This window comes from Nocardia harenae NBRC 108248 (genome assembly GCF_001612885.1).
Classification (GTDB): domain Bacteria; phylum Actinomycetota; class Actinomycetes; order Mycobacteriales; family Mycobacteriaceae; genus Nocardia; species Nocardia harenae.
Window position 1 is genome coordinate 1 of sequence record NZ_BDBH01000011.1, and the last position, 15195, is coordinate 15195.

The following is a 15195-nucleotide window of genomic DNA, read 5'->3' on the forward strand; positions in this document are numbered from 1 at the left end:
CCTTCTCCTCGCCGTCGCGGGCGGCCTGCTCGCGGGTCTCGGACTGCACCAGCCGGAGCTCGTCGGCGTAGCGCTCCGCGGCCCAGCGCAGGCACTGGGCGAAGCGGGTGTTCTCCAGCGCGGGCGGCACCTCGACGGCGGGCGGCGGGGACTGCTCGAAGCGGCGGACGGACTCGGCGATGGTGGGCAGCGTGGTGGCGGCGAGCCGCTCCAGGGTCTCCTCGTGCAGGCGCTGCTCGGCGATCAGCGCGTCGATACGGGCCTGTCTGCGGCGGACCACCAGCACCGCGTAGATCGTCACCACCGCGACCAGGACGACGGCGACGATCCATGGAAGCACCAGGGCGAAATCTGGATTCATCAGTTCTCTCGTGTTGAGGGACTCGAGGATCGAGGGATCGGACGCGCACGGCTCCCGGGCGAGCTACCCGGGGGCGGGCGGCGGTAGCGGCGGCACGCCATGGGTGCGGCCGACGTGCGAGGGGCTACCTCGTCTCACGATCACCGCCTTCTGCCACCGAGCCAGCAACGCCTTCAACACACTCAGCGGGCACACCGTGCAATGCCCTTGCCGTCAGGTCTTTTTCACCTATGACGACCAGCCGAGACGGGGCTGTCCGGCCACACGGAACCCGACGATGTGGCACACAGTAGCAGCATCACGAAGAAGTCTCGATCGGTAAGTGCAGAACAATTTCGGCATCTACGGTACGGTTTCCGCGAATCCCTGGAAAACGCCGATCGGCCGGGCCCCGTGCGGGGCCCGGCCGATCGCGGATCCGGGGTCGGGTCAGCTTTGCAGCCCGGCCTCGATCTCCAGCGTCAGGGTGATCTTGTCGCCGATCACCGCGCCGCCGTCGGGCAGCGGCATGTCGAGGTCCAGCCCGAAATCGCGGCGGCTTACCACCGTCTCGGCCTCGAACCCGGCTACCGGGCCGTTGCCCATGCCGGGATGCACGCCGAGGAATTCCACCTGCAGCGTCACCGGCTTGGTGACGCCGCGCAGCGTGAATTCCCCGTCGACCACGAAATCGTCGCCCGACGGGCGGAATCCGGTGGCGGTGAAGGTGGCCAGCGGGAACTCCTCGGCGGAGAAGAAGTCGGCGGTGCGCAGGTGCGCGTCGCGCTGCGGGTTGTCGGTGGTCACCGAGTCCACCCGGATCTCTGCGTTCGCGGTGGCGGTGCCGTCCTCGGCGATCACCAGCGCGCCGGAGAAGTCGGTGAAGCGGCCGCGCACCTTGCTCACCATGAGGTGGCGAACGGCGAAGGCGACGGTCGAGTGCACCGGGTCGATGGCCCAGGTGCCCGCGGTGAGGCCGAGGTCGGCGAGTGACTTGGTCATGGGATTACTCCTTGGCGTGCGAGATGAATCGGTCAAGCGGGCGTGACGGCGTCACGTCGTCCGGGGGTTCGGGCGATCATCCGGTAGTCGCCGAACGACTCGCGGACGCTCAACGTCTTCTCGATCACCCGCTGCGGGCCGCCGACGGTGAAGATTCCGAACTGCACGAGACCCTCCTCGCGGGCGCATTGGTTGATATGGCAACCAGTTGAACACGGGGAGGGCCGCGGCTATTCCAGAGTCGCCGGGCTCACAACCAGACGAAGCAGAAGGTGTGCCCGACCGGGTCGCGGTAGACCCGGAAGCGCTCGTCGTCGTGCGGCTCGATGAGCACCGCGCCCAGCTCGACCGCCACCACCTCGGCCGCCTCGACATCGTCGACCAGCAGATCCAGGTGCAGCTGCTGGGACGCCTTCGGGTCGGGGAACACCGGCGGGGTGTACTCCGGGGCGTGCTGGAAGGCGATCCGCCGCCCGCCCGGTGCGACCAGCACCCGCCAGGTCGGGTCGTCGTCCTCGTCCAGGATCTCGCCGCCGAGCAGACCGGCGTAGAACCGGGCCAGGGTGGCCGGTTCCGGACAATCCAGGACGACGGTGCGCAGCGTCGCCACCGGGTCGGTGCTCATCGGGCTCCCCTCTTCGATGCTTTCGCGGTCCGGGGCGGCGTACCCGGGCCCGCGCGCGGCGAAACGAGCCGCGGCGGCGGGGATACCATGCGCGCATGGCAAAGCTGAAGGTCTCCGCCGATGTGCCGCTCACCCCGGACCAGGCGTGGTCGCACGCCTCCGACCTGGCCGAGCTCGGCACCTGGCTGACCATGCACGAGGCCTGGCGCGGGCCGGTGCCCGAGCACCTGGCCGCCGGCACCACGCTGGTCGGGGTGGTCACCGTGAAGGGCATGCGCAACCGGGTGACCTGGACGGTCACCGAGGCGACGCCGCCGCGCACGCTGGCGCTGCGGGGCGCGGGCAAGGGCGGCACCAAGGTGGGGCTGCGCTTCACCGTCGAGCCGAAGGGCGCGGGCTCCTCGGTCAGCATCGATGTGGAGCTCGGCGGGGCGCCGCTCTTCGGGCCGATCGGTTCCGGGGTGGCGCGGGCGGTCAAGGGCGATTTCGAGCGCTCGCTGGATTCCTTCGTCGCCAAGTACTCCTGAGCCGCCGAGGGGCCGATCGCCGCCGCGACCGGCCCCTCGTCGGCCCGCTCGGCGCGGCGCACCGCGCGTCGCGGCTCAGTGCACCAGGATCTGCGCTTCCGCCCCCTCCGGCGCCTTCGGCTTGGTGCGCGGCAGGAAGAACGCAGGAATGAAGGTCAGCACGATCAGGACCAGCGCCACCACATAGGTGTGGCCGAACGCCTGCGCGGCCTGGCCGAGCCCCTCCTGCACCGCCGCGGGCGGCAGCTCGGCGGCGACCCGCGGGTCGAACTGCGCGGCGATGGCGGGCCCGGCCAGCGCCCGATCGTTGATCAGCCCGGTGAGCACCACCGACATGAGCGCGGTGCCGATGGAGCCCGCGGTCTGGTTCACGATGTTCATCAGCGTCGAGCCGCGCGCCACCTGCTGGTGGTTCAGCGTCTGGAGGGCGGCGGTCATCACCGGCATCATGGTGCAGCCCATGCCGAGCCCCATGACGAAGAGCGAACCGAGCAGGATCCAGTACGGCGAATCCGCCTCGAGCTGGGTGAAGTACACCGTCCCGAGCGTGATCAGCACCAGCCCGACCAGCACCACCCGGCCCGGCCCCGAGCGGTCCACGATGCGGCCCGCGATCGGCATGCTCAGCATGGCGCCGAGCCCCTGCGGGGCGATCAGCAGCCCCGCCCACAGCGCCGTCTCACCGCGCACCTGCTGCAGGTACGAGGGCAGCAGCAGCCCGGCGCCGAAGAAGGCGATGGCGAAGAGCACCATGGTCAGCACCGCGAGGGTGAGCGCGCGGTTGCGGAACAGGCGCAGGTCGATCAGCGGATGCTCGGTGCGCAGCGCGTGCCGGACGAAGAGCCCGAGCAGCGCGAGCCCGAGCAGCGCCGGGATCAGCACCTTCGGGGTGAGCGCGGTGCCCGCCTCCGGAATGGTCGAGACGCCGTAGAGGAAGAGCGCGAGCCCCGGCGAGGCGAGCAACATGCCGAGGAAATCGAAGGACTCCGACGGCTGCGGGTCGTCGGCGGGCAGCACCACGAAGGCCGCGATCAGCGCGACCACGCCGATCGGCACGTTGATCAGGAAGATCCAGTGCCAGCTCAGGCTCTCGATCAGCCAGCCGCCGAGGATCGGGCCGCCGATCGGGCCGAGCAGCATGGGCACGCCGAGCACCGCCATCAGCCGCCCGACCCGATGCGGGCCCGCGGCGTGCGTCATGATCGTCATGCCGAGCGGCATCAACATGCCGCCGCCGATGCCCTGGAGCACCCGGAACGCGATGAGCGTCTCGATATTCCAGGCCAGGCTGCACAGCGCCGAGCCGAGCACGAAGAAGGCGAGCGCGGCGAGGTAGAGCCGCTTGGTGCCGAAGCGGTCGGCGGCCCAGCCGGTCAGCGGGATCACCGTGGCCAGGGCCAGCGTGTAGCCGGTCATGGTCCAGGCCGCGACGGCGTAGCTGGTACCGAACTCGAGCTGGAAGGTCGGCAGCGCCACCGTCACAACGGTGATGTCGAGGATGGACATGATGGCGCCGAGCACCACCACGCCCGCGACGCGGAAGACCGCGCCGTCCAATCTGTCGTCGGCCGGGCCGGTCCCGGTCGACTGGATATCCGGAGGTTGCGTCACCGCTTGAGCCTGCCACCCCGATCGTTCGAACACCAAACGGACACTATGGTTTCCCGGGGCCGTTGGCTCGCGACGCCGGCCCGACCCCGACATCCCGCACCGCACCGCGGAACTGGCGCACCTACGCGCTCTCGGGCTGCGCTAGCACTCGCTGGGCGCCGCGACCCCGCGCAGCCTGCCGTCGATCCACCCCTCCAGCTCCGACGCGCCGGTGACGTAGCCGATCAGGTGCTCACCGGCGACGACCCGGAACACACTCGGCACGCCGCGCGCACACTGCTGGCGAAAGACCCGCTCGGCGTCGTCGAGCGGGATCCACGGGTCGTGCAGGCCGTGGTAGATGTACAGCGGCACCGTGGAGGTGCGGTCGGTCAGATCGAATTGGGCGAAGAGCGCCCGCGCGAACTCGCTGTCCAGCGGGGCGGGGGTGTCGGCGCCGACGTCGACCGGGATGCCGACGATGCCGAGCGGGCCGGAGGTCTCGCCGCAGATATCGCGCAGCGGGGAGGTCGCCACCCACTGGGCGAGGCTGTTGGTGTGCCGCAGGATCTCCGGGTGCTCGCGGGCGATCGCCAGCGTCACGGTGAGCAGGATGCCCGAGGAGATCTTGCCGTTGAACTGGTGCGCGACATTCACGTAGTCGGTGACGACGCCGCCGGGCGCCGCGCCGACCAGCACCCCGGCCAGCTCCGGCGCGTACTCGTCCTGCTTCATGGCTGCCGCGTAGGCGGCGATGGCGCCGCCGGAGTAGCCGACCGCCACGTACCGGCTGTCCCCCAGCTCGACCGGCAGGAAGCCGCGGGCCGCGCGGATGGAGTCGAGCACGACGTGCGCCGCGACATTCGGCTCGGCGTAGGCCATGAACGGGCCCTCGTGGTCCGGGAGCAGCACCGCATGGCCCTTGCCGAGCGCCGTCCAGACAGCGGGCAGGAAGACCGGAAGGCTGCCGTTCGGCTTCTCCAGCAGGCCGTGCGACATCTGGTAGCTCGGGGCGCAGTGCGTGCCGAGCGAATTGATCGGCAGCGCATTGACCTCGACCGGCCTGGTGCCAGGCCCCGACCACGGCGCCGTCGGCTCGATCAGCGTGGCGGTGCCGAACGACGGCGCCCCCGTGGCCGAGGTGGAGCGGAACTTGAGCAGCGTGGCCCGCGCGATCGGCACCGTCGACCGCAGCGCGGTCGTCGCCGTCACATCCCTGGTCTCGATGATCGCGCCCGGCGCGAGCGCAGGCAGGTTGTCGGGCCAGGTGTCGAAGATCGGGTCGCCGGTCGGGCTCGGCAGCACCGCGCGCCACAGCGTCTCCTCGTCGGCCGCCACCGCGGGCGCCGGGAGCGTGTTGTCGATCCACTCCTGCAGCGGGGCGGGCGGGGCCGCGGGAATCGATGGCTCCACCGGGTAGGGCGGTTCGGCGGAGGCCGGGGCGCCCATCAGGGCGCACCCGACGAGCACGGTAACCACAACCGACAGCGACGCTTTCACAGACCCTCACCTTCGACTCGAACCGATTCCGGCCGAGAATAGGGTTCTGCCGCTCCAGGTTTCGAGCTTAATCGCGACGGTGTTGGCAGCTCACCATGATCACGGCAGGGGCTGTGACATCTGCCAATGAATCACGCCGACAGCACCCGGCGCTCGCAAGCGATGCGGCTCAGGGAACGAACACCTCGGTGCTCGCCGGAATACCCGGCCGGTCCGTGCGCAGGGTCAGCGCCACCCGCCCCGGCCCCGAGTCCACGTGCACGAAGAGCGGCCGCGCCCCCGTGCTGCCCGCCGGGACGAACCGGCTCACCGAGCCGCTGTCCCCGGTATCGAGGTTGCGCCAGTCGACAATGGCGGTGACATCGCAGGCCAGCACGGTCGGCGCGTAGTCGCCGAGCGGGGAGAAGCCCTGCGTGATCCGCAGTTCGATGGAGTGCGCGGTCCCGGGGAAGACGTGGTACTCGGCCAGCGGCCCGTCGTAGGCGACGCCCGCGGCGGTGAGCATGCCGACGCAGAACCCGGTGCCGAGCGTCCACGCCGGAGCCGTTCGCAGCTCCGTGGTGGCGCAGCTCCTCGGGCCGACATTCGACGCCCCGAGCCGGCAGGGTTCGGCATTCGCGACGCCGGGGGCCGTCAGAGCCATCGCCGCGCCCAGGAGTCCGGCGGCCGTCGTGGAAACCAATCCTCGTGCGATAGTCATATTTTCCTGATCGGGCGGTGCTCGGGATTCATTACGCGGGCAGAGGGCAGAGTCACGTTTGCCCGGCTCTTTCCGGACACCCGCCATGTACTCGGAAAACACCGCTCGACTAGCGGTTTTATAACCCGACCCGCCGGTCGCGTTCCCGTTTGCCGACCCCGCTCCCCACTACGATCGCCGCCATGCCATCCCTCCTCGCCAAGCTTGTCCTGTCGTGCTCGGTACCCGTCGTGGCCGCCGGGCTCGCTACCGCGTTCGCGCCGTCGGCCGCCGCCGAGGTGGTGAACCTGGCGCCGCACGAGCGCACCTTCGAGTCGCCGGACGGACCCACCTTCGTGGTCGGCTCGACCGGCGAGAGCATCGACAAGGTGCCGCCGCTCAATGCCGCGGGCACGGTGCGCGAGGTGTACATCAGCGGGTCGTCGTACACGCGGTCGCCGGTGTCCGGGACGCTGCGAGTCGGGTACCACGTCGGGTGCGCGGTGGACCTGCAGGGCATGGGCTTCGGCATCGGCCCCGACGACGACGGCAGCCCCGACCTGACCGACCTCGGCTTCAACGCCTCGGTCTCGGTGACCCCCGGCAAGGTCGCCGAGGTGCCGCTCGCCGAGAAGGACGTGGTCCCCGGCGCCTCCGCGCGCATCAACATGCGCGATATCCACCTGGTCATCAATGGCTGCGTCGGGCCCGCGGTCATCCGTCAGTACACGTCGATGCAGGTCTACACCGACGAGATCAGCGACATGGGCGTGGTGTACGGAGATCCGCTCTGGATCTGACGTCCGGTAGCGGCAGGTCGACCGGGCCGGGCGGCGCACTTGCTCAACCGGGTCGCGGAGTGGATGGTCACCGCGGGCGTCCTGTCGCCGAGCCACGCCATGGCCCTCGAGGCCACCGGGCGGCGGGCATCTCGAGCGCGACGCCCGCCAGTTCGGCAACACCTGGCTGCTCATCGCTCTGACCAGCGGATTAGTGTCCCGAGCCGAACCTGCGGTAATCTCAACGGGCACCTGAACGCGGGGTGCAACGGGCTGTGGCGCAGCTTGGTAGCGCACTTGACTGGGGGTCAAGTGGTCGCAGGTTCAAATCCTGTCAGCCCGACTTACGTAAAACCCCTTCCCACCAGCATGGGAAGGGGTTTTGTCATTCACCGACCACCCGCAGAGCGGGACCAGAACGGGACCGCAGATGCTTCGACAGCTTGTCACCGGCGCCCGTGATCTCCGCGTTGTCCGGGTGCAAGTACTTCTCGGTCGTCCGGCTGTCGGCATGCCCGGCGATCTTCTGGAGCACGTGCAGCGGCACCCCGGCATCAGCCATCCACGTCAGCCCGGTGTGCCGCAGATCGTGGCGTCGCAGATGCTCGTAACCGAAGCTGGTCACCACCTCGTCCCAGTGCGTGGCATCCCGCAGAACGCCCGTTGCGATCCGTCCGCCGCGAGGTCCGAGGAACAGCCGGGCATCGGGCTTGTCGGCTCCCGCCGCGGCGATTCGGCCGGCCACGAGTTGCCGCACCTCTTCGATCAGCGGTACCGGTCGGGCGCGGTTGCCCTTCGTGCCCTTGTCCTCCATCCCGCCCGGTCCCGGTGTGGTCTGCCGACGGAGACGCCACGTCCAAGTGGTGGTGTCGATATCACCGACCCGGCACCCGGAGACCTCACCGATGCGGGCGGCGGTGCAGGCCGCGAAGATCACCACGTCGCCCCAACCCTGGTAGTTGTCGGCGGATCGAGCGACCAGAGCGTTCGCCAGCGTGGTCAGCGCCGACCAGTCCGGCAGAGCCAGCGACCGCGGGTCGTCCAGCTCATCCTGAACCTGGGCGTACAGCCGCTGCCACCCGCGCACGTGCGCCGGATTCCGGTCGATGATGTTGTCCCGCACCGCCTGTTCGAGCACGCGAACCAGCACCGCGAGACTGTTCTTCACCGTCGACTTCTTCGCGCCGTCACCGATCCAGCCCACCACCGCCCGGTCCACCGCGCCGTTGGTCAGCATCGAGACCGGCAAATGCCCGAGAGCCGGAACGACCCGCAACCGCCAGCCAGCGCCGTACGGGTCGGTGGTCTTCTTCTCCAGCCCGCGCATGGCCAGCTCCATGTTCGCCGTGCCGTACTCCGCGAGCGTCATCGTGGCCGTCTTCGGGTCCACGCCCTGGCGCGCCTTGAGCTTGAGCTGCTCGATCCACGCCTCAGCCGCTTCCCGGGTGTCGAACGGCTGCGACACCGAAGGCCGCTTCTTGGTCGCGGGATCGACCCACCGGACCCGCGCCTTGAACGGCCGACGACCGTAGTCGGATCGCTCCTCGATGTCGGACGAAAGACGCACTCCGACAGGCAAATTCACCTGATTTGCCATCACGCCGCCTCAGCGGAGGACGGATCGAACCGCTTGCCCTGCAACCACACCTCGATGTCCTCCGCGCTGTACTTCACCACACGAGCCGACACCCGCACGTAGGCAGGCCCGTAGGGCGGGTTCGCCGTCCGCCACCGCCGCAGACTCGACGCATCGACCCCCAGCAGCGCCGCCAACTCCCTCGTGGTGAACCATCCACCATCGACCAACCGTCGATCCATCACCCCTCCTACGCTGCTGTTCGCTGAATTGCGGAAAGACTTCCGGCCCCCGGTGGCCCGTCACCGGCGAGGGCCAGGCGGGCGGCGTCGTACTCGGCGCGTTTCCTGATCCGGTCAGCGACAGCGGCCATGATCAGGTGCGCGCGTGGTGGTGCGTCTTTGTCGCCGGGGCGGATCGGGGTGATGCGCAGGTTCGGCCGCTCGGGCAGGGTGATTCCGGCGGCGGCGAGGTACTGGCGGACGAACTCGGTCCGGTCGGCGCGGTGGTCCTCCACCGACTTGCCGGTCCACAGCCCCGAGCTGATGACCCGCTGGCCGGGCAGTCCGAGGCATTCACGGCGGTGCGCCTTGCCCTTGCACCGGCCCGGGATGGTCTTGGCGGTCGCACCGTGGGGCACGATGCCGAAGCGCAGCCACACCGCGCAGGTTTTCGAGCACGGGGTGCGCTTCAGCTCTTCCTGCAACCGGTCGTAATGCACCGCCACCCGCGTGCTGTCGGGCTCGAGAATCTCGGCCACCGACTTGGTGAGGTACTTCGTCAGGTACCGGACCTTGCGGTCCTCCTCATCGGATCCGGCGAGGATCTGCACCGTCTTGGACTGCGCGCCGAAGCGCAGCGAGTGGGCCGGTTCCAGCTCGTCCACGGTGTCCATCACCGCCAGCGCTTCATCCCACGAGGTCAGCGGCGCCCCGGTGTCCGGATCCACGAAGGCGTTCGCCTGGAAGTCCCAGACCGGCATCCGGCCCTCGGTGTAGACCTCGCGGTCGTGGTGCGGCCACCAGATGTTGCGGTAGGTCGCCGCGGTCACCGCCCGCAGGATCTCGTTCGGCACGGTGCCGCGCATAGCGATGTGCAAATGCGGGGCGCCGCGCTTCTGCGGTTCCACGGTGGCGAAGTACTGCACGTTCCAGCCGACCGCGCGGCGCAGGTTCTGCACCCACCTGGTGAACAGGGCCTTGAGGTGGATGGTGTCGCGGGCGGCGCGGGTGTAGTCGTAGGAGTCCGGGTGGACCGGGGAGCCGTCGGAGACCATCTCCCCGTCCGGGCCGGGAACCTCGTTGATCCGGCCGTAGGACGGCAGGGTCAGGGTGAAGAAGGTCGAGGGCCGGTACTTGCCCGCGTACTCCCGGCCCACCGTGGTCTTGCCGACCTTCTTGCGGGGCAGGTCCGGTACGTCGTCGCGGCGCCGGGTGGACTTGGCCTTGCGCTTGGGCTTGGGGTCCAGCGGCGGGAACGGGCCACGCGCCCCGGACTCCTTCAGTTCGGTGTCCAGCTCACCGACGAGTTCGCGGATGGCATCGGCTGCTTCGTCGTCACCGGACTGGCGGGCGTTGTGGTACTCGGTCGCCAGGTGCGCACGGGCGCCGAGCAGATCACGCTGTGCCGCAGTGACTTCCGGCTGATCACGGACCGGCTCGGCGGCGAGGGTCCACCCTTCCTTGCACTGGACCATGCGCGTGTAGCGGGCGGTCTTGGCGCAGGCGGGGCAGACGGAGGTGAGGGTGGATTTGCAGGGAACGCCGATGTAGGAGATGCGGCCGGTGTCGTTGTCGAAGGCGCGCATGGGGATCATGCGGGCGCAGACGACTTCGTGCTCGGCGGCGGATTCGGCGATCTCGTTGAGGTTCGGGAGCGCACGACGGTCCGCCGCAGTCTGCCGGGTGGGGGCAGGCTGTGACGGATCATCGTTCACCACCGCGGCGGCAGTGTGGGTCATGCGGCGTCCTCCAGGTCGAACAGCGCCAACTGCCCGCGGTCACGGCGGCGGGTGCTGATGGTGTGGTGGTGGGTGGTCATCGCGTCGAGGACCTTGGTGCGCCAGCCAAGTGCGTAGGTCAGGCAGTTGGCGCAGTTCTTGTGCCCGGTGCACTCGGGCAGCGGGTCGGTGCGGCGGGCGCCGTAGGACCAGGCCATCGAGTCCGCGGAGGCGAGCAGGGCGCCGTACTGGTGCAGGCCGCTGGTCTTGATCCCGAACCCGTGCAGCCGCACCCCCGGCAGCTGCTGGCACAGGGCGGTCATGATGGCCGCGGCGTCGCGGGTTCCTTGGCGGCGGCACACCGACCCGACCCCGACCACCTGCACCCCGCCCAATTCGATCCCGGCCCGCTGGTAGAGGTCGGCGCAGTGCAGGTAGTCGGGCAGGTCGAAGCCCTGCAAAACCGGCACGAACGGCAGATCCGGGGCGAGGTCACGCAGGGTGAGGTAGTTGGTGACCAAGTCCGGGGTATTGCATCGGATGGTGTATTCGAGGAATTGAGTATTGGCGTTGATGCTGGTGGAACGAAGCGTGCGAACTTATCGGATCGCTTCCCCTGCCTAGCTTTCCGTGGTCCTGTAGCGTCTGCCTTCGCATAGGTGATTGCATCTGATGATTGAATCGATCATCAGGGTGTTGGGCGAGTAGGAGCGGGTGAAGTGGTCTCGGAACGTCGAGGTGAGTTGCGGGCGGTTGCGGGCACGGCCGAGACGGTGCTCGCATCTGATGTCGCGCTGTTGCAGCCGGAGGAAACGGTGTTGCAGGCCATGCTGGCCGGCTGGGCGAAGCAGCAGGCGGCGCGATTGGTGGCGCCGGGCACGCTGGAGCAGCGGGAGCAGAATGTGCGGCGGCTGGTGGCGTTCACCAACGACTACCCGTGGAACTGGGGACCGGTGGATGTCGAGGACTGGACTGCCGCGATGGTCGATCGCGGATTGGCTCACTCCACGATCCGGCACTACCAGGGGCAGGTAACGCTGTTCCTGGAATACCTGACCGACACCCGCTATGGATGGGACATGTTGTGCGAGAAGCATTTCGGGACGCATCCGATCCAGGTTTTCCACGAATGGAACACGGCGGTGCACCGTGCTGACGTAGAAGCGCGTCCCGGCAACCGCCCCATGAGCCGCGACGAGGTCCAGGACCTCTTCGACTACTGCGACGATCGCGTGGAGGTGGTCCGCAAATCGGGCCGGAAGGGTTGGCTCGCGGCGTTTCGCGACGCGGCCATGTTCAAGACGATCTACGGCTGGGGCCTCCGCCGCCGAGAAGCCACGATGCTGGACACGATCGACTGGTCGTCGAACGCGGCCACACCCGAGTTCGGGCGATACGCGGCGTTGTCGGTGCGCTACGGCAAGGCGATGCGCGGCAGCCCGCCCAAACGACGGTCGGTGCTGGCGACGATGGGTTGGGCCGTGGAGGCGGTCACCGAGTGGGTGGAGGACATCCGGCCGATGTACGGAGTCACCGGCACGGTCATGTGGCCGACCGAGCGGGGTGGCCGAATCACCACCGACTACCTGAATACGCGGTTCGCGGCGTGCCGAGACGCGCTCGGCCTGCCGGTCGAGCTCGGGCCGCATTGCCTGCGGCACTCCTACATCTCCCACCTGCTCGAGGACGGATTCGACCACCTCTTCGTTCAGCAGCAGGTCGGCCATGCCTGGGGCTCCACCACGGCGCTCTACACATCGGTCGGCTCTGACTACAAGAACAAGGCGTTGCGCCGCGCCCTCGACCGGGCGTTCGCCCCAGCACCACGATGAAGAGGAACCGATGACGAGCCGGAGTCGGAAGCTCGGATACCGCTGGCACCTGCGGACGCTGATGGCAGGCAAGGGCATGTTCGCCACCACAGACCTGGTGCCCCTGCTCGCTGAGCGCGGCGTCACCCTGTCGTCGGCGCAGGTATACCGGCTGGTGACCCAAACACCGGAACGGTTGAGCCTGCCGATCCTGATGGCGTTGTGCGACATCCTCGACTGCACGCCGAACGACCTCATCGAGCCGGTAGTCGAGACCAAGCGATCCAAGGCCACCGGGACCGGCGGCGTGCTGGCGAAAGCCGACACGGTGACCGTGGACCGCAAGCCCCGCCGTGCCGAGATCCGGCGGCAGTGATCCCCGGGACGTGCTCGGTCTGCGGTGAGAAGCGCGAACTCATCGGCATCACACCGCAGGGCGGACGCTGGTGCGGCCGCTGCAAGAAACGCCACGTCGCCGCAGCGGACCTACAGCGGAAGCGGGATCGCATCATCGCCGCGGCCGTGGCTGTCGAACCGGAGATACCGATGGACGTCATCAATGCTGCGGTTCGCACGGCGGCTCCGCTCAAGCGCCACGCGAGCATGCTCGCCGCATACCTGGCAGAACACCCGGACGCGCTGTCCAACGGCCCCACCAGCGACATTGCCCCACTGCATCGTCTCGCCGGGCTGCTGGCAGAGGCCGGAGCTCGACGCATCGCACCCCGGCACCCGGTCTGCGCGCGATGCGGCCGCCACGAACGCAGGCACAAGCGCGCCGATGGTGGCACATGCGCGAACTGCCGGTCGCAGGAAAAGCGGCCATGCCCGGCCTGCGGCAAAGTCCGCAGACCATACGCTCTCGATGCGGACGGCCGCACCCTGTGTCAGATGTGCATTCGTGGTCGCCGACGGCAGAGCGAGGCGGCCGAACTGACCGACCGCATCGCGGACTGGGTTCTGGCCCGAAACCCCGACACAGACCGCGCGGCGATCATCGCCGTCATCGACGCTGTCGCTCCGAACCTGGAATACCTCCGTCGAGTCGCAGCCGAGCTCGGCCAGGAGAAGCGCCAGCCGCCGGGTTGGCCTCCCGGCGCCACGGCCAACCTCATCGCCGCTCTGGTGTCGACCGGTGCCGCCGCAAACGTTCCCGCTCTGATCTGCCACGACTGCCTGCAGCACGCGGGACCGAACCCGCACATCAGCCTGAACCCCGTAACCATCAGTCCCGGAGTAGTGCGCTGCGACGCCTGCACAAGAAACTGCCCAGCCTGCGGCCGGTCATCGAGATTGCCCGGTGAGAACATCTGCGGGCGATGCCGCACCGACCGGGCTCGACCGCGCGTCCGCGGCACCTGCGCGGGCTGCGGCACTTGCGATCAACGACTCGGCGACGCTGGAACCTGCCGTCGATGTCGAAGTCTGGTCCTGAAATCGTGCGACGACTGCGGCGAACCGGCTCATCGGACCCGATCCGACGACGCGTGGGTATGCCAACGCTGCGCACTGCGGCGAGATGTCGACAAGCTGCTTCCCGACGACGGCGGACCGCTGGCCGCATTGCGGGAACCGATCCTCGCGGCCAAGCCGAAGACGACCAGGATGTGGCTGGCATTCCCGCATGTCGCAGAACGCATCTCGGCACTGCGAGACGGACAGATAGCTCTCACTCACACCGCGCTCGACCAGCTCCCCGCCGGCCGCGACGTAGAACACCTCCGTCACCTGCTCGTCGGAGCCGGTGCCCTGCCGCCGGACCCACTTCGCCGAGTCAACGACTGGGCAGCACAACTGCCGCAGATCCTGGTCGTTCTCGACCAGGCGGACAGCCGAACAGTGCGATCGTGGCTGAACTGGAAGGTGCTGCCACGACTGCGTCGCCGCGCCGAAGCCGGACAGCACATGGGCTCTAGTCTGGGCAACGCTCGGCAGGACCTGCGCGAGGTGGTGGCCTTCCTCTCCGGTCTCGCCGCGACCGGACGATCCCTCGCCACCTGCCGCCAAGACGACTTGGACAACTGGTTCGGAGAACGAACCGCGCAGCGATATCGAATCCGGCCGTTCCTGAGCTGGGCCAAACGTCGCCGCCACCTTCCGCGAACCCTGTCGATGCCACCGAAATATCGCGGAACACCCACGACACCAACAGACCCTGAATCGCGCTGGACCACAGCCCGCCGACTCGTCGACGACGACTCAATCCACCCCGCCGACCGCATCGCCGCCGCGCTAGTCGTGCTCTACGCTCAGCCCTTGGCGCGGGTGACGGCGCTGACCCTCGACCACATCCGCAAAGACGGCCAAGCGATCATGCTCAGGCTCGGCAAGGACGAGCTGGAACTCCCCGAACCGTTCGCCTCGCTCATCGTCCAGCTGCCGTGCCCCCTCCGCGACGGGCCATCCATGCAGTTCCCCGGTCGATGGCTGTTCCCGGGAGCACGTCCGGGTCGCCCGATGGGGCCGATTCCGCTCGCGAATCGACTCGTCGCCCTCGACATTCAGCCCCGCCCGATGCGGGCATCGGCCCTGCGTCAACTGTCCACGGAACTGCCGCCCGCCATCGTCGCCAGCGTGCTCGGGCTTCGACCATCGACGGCCGTCAGATGGGCAGGGGAAGCGGGAGGCAACTGGACGAACTACGTCAGCGACCGCCAATCCTGATACCCCCTGGCTACACCGGCAAATCACGCCATAGTTGATCTCTGGATGTTGACGGCACCCGGAAGTATTGCGGAGCTGTTTCGGTGGAATCTGTCATTGGGCCATTTCTGCTAGTCAGCGCACCACGCAGCATTGCGGTGTTGTGCGGGTTCGGTCACCAATA

At 68.6% G+C, this 15195-nt stretch carries 15 protein-coding genes, 1 tRNA gene and 1 pseudogene; 6 read left to right on the forward strand and 11 right to left on the reverse strand.

The window, feature by feature from the left end; translation table 11 throughout:
* The 4 genes and pseudogenes from NH2_RS21275 to NH2_RS21285 form a co-directional block, all read right to left on the reverse strand.
* Positions 1–361 (reverse strand): annotated as a pseudogene (locus tag NH2_RS21275) (ATP-binding protein); the annotation flags it as partial.
* A 429-nt stretch (positions 362–790) separates the two neighbouring features.
* Complete coding sequence (locus NH2_RS21280; RefSeq protein ID WP_067657203.1) at positions 791–1342, reverse strand: YceI family protein; 552 nt, start codon at positions 1340–1342, stop codon at positions 791–793.
* Positions 1343–1374: 32 nt separating this feature from the next.
* Positions 1375–1509: a hypothetical protein gene (locus tag NH2_RS30220; protein ID WP_281202050.1), complete on the reverse strand. Its 135-nt coding sequence runs from the start codon at positions 1507–1509 to the stop codon at positions 1375–1377.
* A gap of 83 nt (positions 1510–1592) precedes the next feature.
* Complete coding sequence (locus tag NH2_RS21285; protein ID WP_067657206.1) at positions 1593–1967, reverse strand: VOC family protein; 375 nt, start codon at positions 1965–1967, stop codon at positions 1593–1595.
* A 95-nt stretch (positions 1968–2062) separates the two neighbouring features.
* On the opposite strand from NH2_RS21285, the gene NH2_RS21290 reads away from it, so the two are divergent.
* Positions 2063–2494 (forward strand): type II toxin-antitoxin system Rv0910 family toxin, encoded by a 432-nt coding sequence (locus NH2_RS21290; RefSeq protein WP_067657209.1) that lies wholly within the window; start codon positions 2063–2065, stop codon positions 2492–2494.
* Between the two features lie 75 nt (positions 2495–2569).
* On the opposite strand, the gene NH2_RS21295 is transcribed toward NH2_RS21290, so the two are convergent.
* From NH2_RS21295 to NH2_RS21305, 3 genes are all read right to left on the reverse strand, one after another.
* Positions 2570–4105: a DHA2 family efflux MFS transporter permease subunit gene (locus NH2_RS21295; protein ID WP_245650696.1), complete on the reverse strand. Its 1536-nt coding sequence runs from the start codon at positions 4103–4105 to the stop codon at positions 2570–2572.
* A 141-nt stretch (positions 4106–4246) separates the two neighbouring features.
* A complete protein-coding gene (locus NH2_RS21300; RefSeq protein ID WP_245650697.1) occupies positions 4247–5584 on the reverse strand; it encodes a lipase family protein in 1338 nt (445 codons plus the stop codon).
* A gap of 169 nt (positions 5585–5753) precedes the next feature.
* Entirely contained in the window at positions 5754–6227 is a 474-nt protein-coding gene (locus tag NH2_RS21305) for a hypothetical protein (RefSeq protein ID WP_245650698.1), read from the reverse strand.
* A 239-nt stretch (positions 6228–6466) separates the two neighbouring features.
* Here NH2_RS21305 and NH2_RS21310 point away from each other — a divergent pair, with 239 nt between their 5' ends.
* Together NH2_RS21310 and NH2_RS21315 are read left to right on the forward strand one after the other, a co-directional pair.
* Positions 6467–7063, forward strand: coding sequence for an MspA family porin (locus NH2_RS21310; protein ID WP_084505760.1), 597 nt, complete (start codon positions 6467–6469; stop codon positions 7061–7063).
* Between the two features lie 248 nt (positions 7064–7311).
* Positions 7312–7385 (forward strand) — tRNA-Pro (locus NH2_RS21315).
* Between the two features lie 42 nt (positions 7386–7427).
* Here the strand turns inward: NH2_RS21315 and NH2_RS21320 are convergent.
* The 4 genes from NH2_RS21320 to NH2_RS21335 are packed head-to-tail and all read right to left on the reverse strand — an operon-like array spanning position 7428 to position 11078.
* On the reverse strand, positions 7428–8639 hold the full coding sequence (locus NH2_RS21320; protein ID WP_067657215.1) for a site-specific integrase: 1212 nt from the start codon (positions 8637–8639) through the stop codon (positions 7428–7430).
* Positions 8639–8860, reverse strand: coding sequence for a helix-turn-helix transcriptional regulator (locus tag NH2_RS21325; protein ID WP_067658159.1), 222 nt, complete (start codon positions 8858–8860; stop codon positions 8639–8641). The genes NH2_RS21320 and NH2_RS21325 overlap by 1 nt, the downstream gene beginning before the upstream one ends.
* 8 nt (positions 8861–8868) lie before the next feature.
* Positions 8869–10578 carry a replication initiator gene (locus NH2_RS21330; RefSeq protein ID WP_067657218.1) on the reverse strand — a complete coding sequence of 570 codons (1710 nt, stop codon included), beginning with the start codon at positions 10576–10578 and terminating at the stop codon, positions 8869–8871.
* Positions 10575–11078: a deazapurine DNA modification protein DpdA family protein gene (locus NH2_RS21335; RefSeq protein WP_067657221.1), complete on the reverse strand. Its 504-nt coding sequence runs from the start codon at positions 11076–11078 to the stop codon at positions 10575–10577. The genes NH2_RS21330 and NH2_RS21335 overlap by 4 nt, the downstream gene beginning before the upstream one ends.
* A 198-nt stretch (positions 11079–11276) precedes the next feature.
* On the opposite strand from NH2_RS21335, the gene NH2_RS21340 reads away from it, so the two are divergent.
* Genes NH2_RS21340 through NH2_RS28935 form a run of 3 tightly spaced genes read left to right on the forward strand, consistent with a single transcriptional unit; the run spans position 11277 to position 15032 of the window.
* Positions 11277–12389: a tyrosine-type recombinase/integrase gene (locus NH2_RS21340; RefSeq protein WP_245650699.1), complete on the forward strand. Its 1113-nt coding sequence runs from the start codon at positions 11277–11279 to the stop codon at positions 12387–12389.
* 10 nt (positions 12390–12399) lie between these two features.
* Positions 12400–12744, forward strand: coding sequence for a helix-turn-helix domain-containing protein (locus tag NH2_RS21345; protein WP_067657224.1), 345 nt, complete (start codon positions 12400–12402; stop codon positions 12742–12744).
* Positions 12741–15032 carry a site-specific integrase gene (locus tag NH2_RS28935; RefSeq protein WP_157103900.1) on the forward strand — a complete coding sequence of 764 codons (2292 nt, stop codon included), beginning with the start codon at positions 12741–12743 and terminating at the stop codon, positions 15030–15032. The genes NH2_RS21345 and NH2_RS28935 overlap by 4 nt, the downstream gene beginning before the upstream one ends.
* Positions 15033–15195 lie beyond the last annotated feature (163 nt).

Coding starts and splice junctions, on each gene's coding strand:
- NH2_RS21280 (WP_067657203.1), bottom strand. CDS start 1,342: ATGACCAAGTCACTCGCCGACCTCGGCCTCACCGCGGGCACCTGGGCC.
- NH2_RS21285 (WP_067657206.1), bottom strand. CDS start 1,967: ATGAGCACCGACCCGGTGGCGACGCTGCGCACCGTCGTCCTGGATTGT.
- NH2_RS21290 (WP_067657209.1), top strand. CDS start 2,063: ATGGCAAAGCTGAAGGTCTCCGCCGATGTGCCGCTCACCCCGGACCAG.
- NH2_RS21305 (WP_245650698.1), bottom strand. CDS start 6,227: ATGGCTCTGACGGCCCCCGGCGTCGCGAATGCCGAACCCTGCCGGCTC.
- NH2_RS21310 (WP_084505760.1), top strand. CDS start 6,467: ATGCCATCCCTCCTCGCCAAGCTTGTCCTGTCGTGCTCGGTACCCGTC.
- NH2_RS21320 (WP_067657215.1), bottom strand. CDS start 8,639: ATGGCAAATCAGGTGAATTTGCCTGTCGGAGTGCGTCTTTCGTCCGAC.
- NH2_RS21325 (WP_067658159.1), bottom strand. CDS start 8,860: ATGGATCGACGGTTGGTCGATGGTGGATGGTTCACCACGAGGGAGTTG.
- NH2_RS21330 (WP_067657218.1), bottom strand. CDS start 10,578: ATGACCCACACTGCCGCCGCGGTGGTGAACGATGATCCGTCACAGCCT.
- NH2_RS21345 (WP_067657224.1), top strand. CDS start 12,400: ATGACGAGCCGGAGTCGGAAGCTCGGATACCGCTGGCACCTGCGGACG.